Genomic DNA, 5169 nt, shown 5'->3' with positions numbered 1-5169 from the left:
AAGTTTCAGAAATGGAGCGAGATACTATTAAAGAAGAAAATTCTTTAACCAGCGATCTATTAGGTGAAAATCGTGTAGAATTTACCAGGGAGGAAGCCAATAGATTAGCCGAACTTCCGCTAAATTGTATTAATACCGAATATCCTAATAAACTTAATCAAACCCTGGAAAATCAAGAAGCTTTAGGAGAACCTTCTGAATTACACCCTGCATTTTACGGTTGTTTTGATTGGCACTCTTCGGTGCATGCGCATTGGTCTATGGTAAGTTTGCTAAAACAATTTCCAAATTTGGAGAAAGCTGAAACTATTAGAGAGAAATTAAAGGAATCTCTTTCTGAAGAAAATATTCAGGGCGAAGTGGCTTATTTTAACAGAGAACAAAGCGATTCTTTTGAGCGTACCTATGGATGGGCTTGGCTACTGAAGCTCGCCGAAGAAATTGAAACCTGGAACGATCCCCTGGCCAAAGAATTAAAACAAAATTTAGATCCGCTTACCAATCTTATTGTGAATAAATACCTGGAGTTTCTTCCAAAACTGAATTACCCAATTAGAGTGGGGGAACACGCTAATACAGCTTTCGGACTTAGTTTTGCTTACGATTATGCCGTAGCTACCGAAAATACTGAATTTAAGCAATTGATCTCAAATAGGGCCAGAGATTTTTATTTGAAGGACGATAATTGCCCAATTACCTGGGAACCGGGCGGATTTGATTTTCTCTCACCTTGTTTGGAGGAAGTTAATATAATGCGCCGTGTTTTACCAAAAAATGCCTTTGAAATGTGGCTTGAAGATTTTCTTCCGCAGTTAAAATCTGAAGATTTTGAAATGGAAGTTGGAGAAGTTTCTGATAGGACCGATGGAAAACTGGTGCATCTTGACGGACTCAACTTTAGCCGTGCCTGGGTTTTCTACGGACTTATAAATCAATATCCCGATAAATTCTCGCATTTACAGGAAATCGCTGATAAGCACGTGGCTTATTCTTTTCCGAACTTGGTAGGGGATTCTTATGAAGGCGGTCATTGGTTAGGATCTTTCGCTATTTACGCCCTTCAGGAATCTAAAGGTATGTAGTGCGAAATTTTTTGAAAAACCTTGGTCCGGGAATCCTTGTTTCGGCTGCTTTTATTGGGCCGGGAACGGTTACGGTTTGTACGCTCGCCGGGGTTGAATTTGGTTATAGCCTGCTTTGGGCTTTAGTGCTTTCTATATTTTCCTGTATAATTTTACAGGAAATGGCAGCCAGGCTTGGCGTGGTTTCTCAAAAGGGTTTAAGTGATGTTATTCGGGAAGAGATTAAAAAACCGATTTTCAGGGTTTTAGCAATTATCCTTATTTTTTCAGCCATAGTTATTGGGAATGCTGCTTACGAAGCAGGGAATATTACCGGCGCTGTTCTTGGAGCCGAAGCTATCTTCGGAATTCAAAATCTGCAAATTGGTACTTTTAAGCTCAACTTATGGAGTATTTTTATTGGCGCAGTCGCGTTTATACTTTTATTTACCGGAAGTTATAAAACCCTCGAAAAGATCTTTATTGGCCTGGTTTTGCTAATGAGTATAAGTTTTGTGCTGACTGCAATTCTTACCAAACCTGATATTTTAGAAGTTTTAAGCGGACTTATCCCCACAAGCAATGCTGCGGGATTGCTTACGGTAATGGCTATTGTAGGTACTACCGTTGTTCCTTACAACTTGTTTTTACACGCTTCTCTTGTTAGTGAAAAATGGAAAGAAGCTTCTTATTTGCCAATTGCCAGGAAAGAACTCATAGTTTCTATAATCCTTGGCGGTACGGTTTCTATGGCGATTCTAATTAGTGCTGCTTCTTCTGGCTTAACTAATGTGAATTCTGCAGCTGATATGGCGGTAAGCCTGGAGCCACTTTTTGGGAAATTTGCCACCTGGTTTATGTCTTTGGGACTTTTGGCTGCCGGGATCACTTCTTCTATTACCGCTCCTTTAGCCGCCGCTTATGTAGTAAAAGGCTGCTTTGGTTGGAAAGGCGGGATGAAGTCAGCGAAATTTAAATCAGTCTGGGCCGTGGTTCTTATTTTGGGTGTTTTCTTCTCTTCCCTGCAAATTAATCCTATTGAGATTATACGCTTTGCCCAAATCGCTAACGGAATCCTCTTGCCGGTAATTGCTATTTTCTTATTTTGGGTAGTCAATAAAGTCTCTGTTTTGGGGAAATACCGCAATTCTAAGCTTCAAAATGTATTGGGAATACTTGTTATTGCGCTTTCCGTATTTTTAGGAATTAAAGCGATTCTAAGCGTTTTACAGAGTTTTTAATACATCTATTTTATATTCCTGCAAGGTTTCTAAAACCTTGTAGGTATAAAGTTCCTGATATTGTATAGAAATTTAATTAGTAGAAAGCTGCATAACTTAAAATAAAAAGATGAAAGAAATCCATATAAACTGCGATTTAGGTGAAGGCGGCGACTTTGATGCAGATCTAATGCCGCATATTTCTGCCTGCAATATTGCTTGCGGTGGTCACGCCGGAAACCTGGAAACCATGCAGCAAACTATTAAACTTGCCGTGGAGCATGGAGTGGAAATTGGGGCGCATCCTTCTTATCCAGACAAGGAGAATTTTGGAAGAAAAACTATGAAGATTTCTGCGGAAGAATTGCAGCGTTCTATTGTTGCGCAAATTTTAAGTTTAAAACAATTGGCCGAAGCAGAAGGGGTAAAACTTACCCACGTAAAACCTCATGGAGCACTTTATAACGAAGCTGCAAAAGACGAAAAAACAGCTCAAATTATCATAGATTCTTTACTGGAATTTGATCAAAAATTAGCGCTTTTTTGTCCGTTAAATTCTGTGATTTCTAAACTTGCAAAAGGGAAAATTCCAATCGTTTTTGAAGCTTTTGCAGACCGAAATTATAACCCAGATTACAGCCTGGTTTCTCGTTCAAAATCCAATGCTTTAATAAGCGAAAAAGAGGCTGTTTTTGAACATCTTTTTTCTATGTTTTCTGAAGGAAAAATTACCTGCGAAAACGGGGCTAAAATTAGTTGCACCGCCACTACTTTTTGCCTGCATAGTGATACGCCAAATTCAGTTGAAATTATGAGCTTTTTACAGCAGAAATTTGCTGAGCATAATATTAAAATCAAGAATGCAAATGAATGATTTTCCTAAAATAACACCGATGGGGGAGCGGGGAATTCTAATAGAATTTGAGCCTGAAATCAGTGAAAAACTTCTCAAAAAACTCCTTTTTTACAAAGATAAACTAGAAGAATTTTATGATGAAGTAAATGTTGAGGTAATCAATACATATAACTCGTTATTAATTAGTTATATGTTTAGCATAGAAAACGTCTATGATGAGGTTTCAGTAATTAAAAAGGTGTTTGGAGAGGCTAAGATAGGAAAAATAAATAACCAGCAAATTTTTCATTTACCGGTTTGCTATGAGAAGGAATTCGGTTGGGATCTGGAATACATTTCCAAAGAAAAAAAACTCTCTAAAGAAGAAATTATCGAGCTGCATACCAAACCATTTTATACCGTATTTTTTACAGGATTTCTACCCGGATTTTTATACCTGGGAGGCCTTGATAAAAAGCTTCAAATTTCGCGTAGAAATCAACCCCGAATGAAAATCGAAAAAGGGGCTGTTGGAATAGGCGAAAACCAGACCGGGATTTACCCGAAATCCAGTCCCGGCGGATGGCAGATTTTAGGCAATTGTCCGGTTCAATTTTTTGATAAAAATAACGATCCTCCCTGTGAGATTTCGGCCGGGGATAAAGTGAAATTTTATTCGGTTTCCAAAGAAGAATTTAAAGAAATTTCTGAGCAAATTTCCGAAGGTACTTTTCAACTAAAAAAAGAAAATTATGAAGGCTGAAGTTGAAATTTTACATCCGGGATTATTTTCTACGATCCAGGATTTTGGTCGTCGCGGATTTCAAAAATATGGAGTTCCTTTGAGTGGAGTGATGGATAGGATTGCTTTAAAAACCGCCAACCTTATTTTGCAAAATCAGGCAGATGCTGCGGTGATGGAAATTACCCAAATGGGACCAAAACTTAAATTTTCGGCAGCCACAAAAATTGCCATTAGCGGAGCAAATCTTTCTCCGAAACTAAACGATTCTGAAATTGACAATAATGAAGTGGTGAAAATTCACGAAGGTGATATTTTATCTTTCGGAAGACCGGATTACGGAATGCGTTCGTATTTAGCAATCCTTGACGGATTTAAAACAGAAAAGGTCCTGGGGAGCCGTAGTTGGTACGAAGATATTACCAGCCACGAAAAGCTCGAAAAAGGAATGAAGCTTCAATATGAAGCTTCTGAGGAGGAAAAATATGAGACTCACGCTGCCATAAAATTTGATGAGGAATATCTGAATTTTGAAGAAATAGAAGTTTTTCCCGGCCCTGAATTTGAAAAATTACCTGAAACTTTAAAAAGTCATTTGAGACAAAGTAAGTTTAGTATTGATAAAAATAATAATAGAATGGCGATCCAGCTAAGTGAGATCTTAGAGAACGAACTTCAGCCAATTATTACTGGCCCGGTGCTTCCCGGGACCGTTCAACTCACTCCCGGAGGAAAATTAATCGTTCTTATGCGGGATTGCCAAACCACGGGTGGATATCCCAGGGTTTTGCAACTAAGCGAGAAAGGAATTAATATGATGGCGCAGAAAAGGGCAGGGTGTAAAATTAGGTTTAAAAGCGCCCCGACCCCCAAAGGGGGAGAAGCATTATCCTAAAAAAGTTTTTTTATATTTTTCTTTATACTTTCGTCATGCTGTCCCGATACTTCGGGATTATTTCAGCATCTAAGTTGTTAGCTAGTTAGTTTAGTACTGAGCTATTTGCAGATTTTAAGTGCTTTTATATATTTAGAATTAGACCCCCAATTACAAATCGGGACAGGCTCTGAAATGAATTCAGTGTATCGCTTGGAACAACATTAAGTTGGAGAAGATCCCGATGTGAAATCGGGATTAGTTCGCTCTAAGATATTCATTACGGCCAAAGGCCTTATGAATATCAAGGCTCACTGAAATAAAAAAGTGCCGCCCTGGTTACGAGAAGCCTGATTACCCTACCAATCAAACTCCTCACCGTTGACGACACTTTTTTGCCCCAAAACACTTTAGCTAACTAAAATGACTATGTCAAA

The 5169-nt window shown here is 38.5% G+C and carries 5 protein-coding genes; all 5 read left to right on the top strand.

What is annotated here, in order from left to right:
- Positions 1–11 precede the first annotated feature (11 nt).
- The 5 genes from AACZ30_RS12815 (at position 12) to AACZ30_RS12795 (ending at position 4753) form a co-directional block, all read left to right on the top strand.
- The gene (locus tag AACZ30_RS12815) at positions 12–1082 is read left to right on the top strand and encodes a DUF2891 domain-containing protein (protein ID WP_339649814.1); all 1071 of its coding nucleotides are present in this window, start codon (positions 12–14) and stop codon (positions 1080–1082) included.
- Positions 1082–2302 carry an Nramp family divalent metal transporter gene (locus AACZ30_RS12810; protein WP_339649812.1) on the top strand — a complete coding sequence of 407 codons (1221 nt, stop codon included), beginning with the start codon at positions 1082–1084 and terminating at the stop codon, positions 2300–2302. Before AACZ30_RS12815 ends, AACZ30_RS12810 begins: the two co-directional genes overlap by 1 nt.
- Before the next feature lie 109 nt (positions 2303–2411).
- On the top strand, positions 2412–3155 hold the full coding sequence (gene pxpA, locus AACZ30_RS12805; protein ID WP_339649810.1) for a 5-oxoprolinase subunit PxpA: 744 nt from the start codon (positions 2412–2414) through the stop codon (positions 3153–3155).
- A 19-nt stretch (positions 3156–3174) separates the two neighbouring features.
- A complete protein-coding gene (gene pxpB / locus AACZ30_RS12800) occupies positions 3175–3879 on the top strand; it encodes a 5-oxoprolinase subunit PxpB (RefSeq protein ID WP_339649807.1) in 705 nt (234 codons plus the stop codon).
- A complete protein-coding gene (locus tag AACZ30_RS12795; RefSeq protein ID WP_339649804.1) occupies positions 3869–4753 on the top strand; it encodes a biotin-dependent carboxyltransferase family protein in 885 nt (294 codons plus the stop codon). Before pxpB ends, AACZ30_RS12795 begins: the two co-directional genes overlap by 11 nt.
- Positions 4754–5169: the final 416 nt, after the last annotated feature.

The organism is uncultured Salegentibacter sp., assembly GCF_963972535.1.
GTDB lineage: Bacteria > Bacteroidota > Bacteroidia > Flavobacteriales > Flavobacteriaceae > Salegentibacter.
Note: the sequence above shows the minus strand (reverse complement) of the source record. Positions and strands in the feature narration are given on the sequence as shown.

Excerpts from the sequence above, each read along its gene's own strand:
- AACZ30_RS12815 (WP_339649814.1), top strand. The coding sequence starts at position 12 with ATGGAGCGAGATACTATTAAAGAAGAAAATTCTTTAACCAGCGATCTA.
- pxpA (WP_339649810.1), top strand. The coding sequence starts at position 2,412 with ATGAAAGAAATCCATATAAACTGCGATTTAGGTGAAGGCGGCGACTTT.
- pxpB (WP_339649807.1), top strand. The coding sequence starts at position 3,175 with ATGGGGGAGCGGGGAATTCTAATAGAATTTGAGCCTGAAATCAGTGAA.
- AACZ30_RS12795 (WP_339649804.1), top strand. The coding sequence starts at position 3,869 with ATGAAGGCTGAAGTTGAAATTTTACATCCGGGATTATTTTCTACGATC.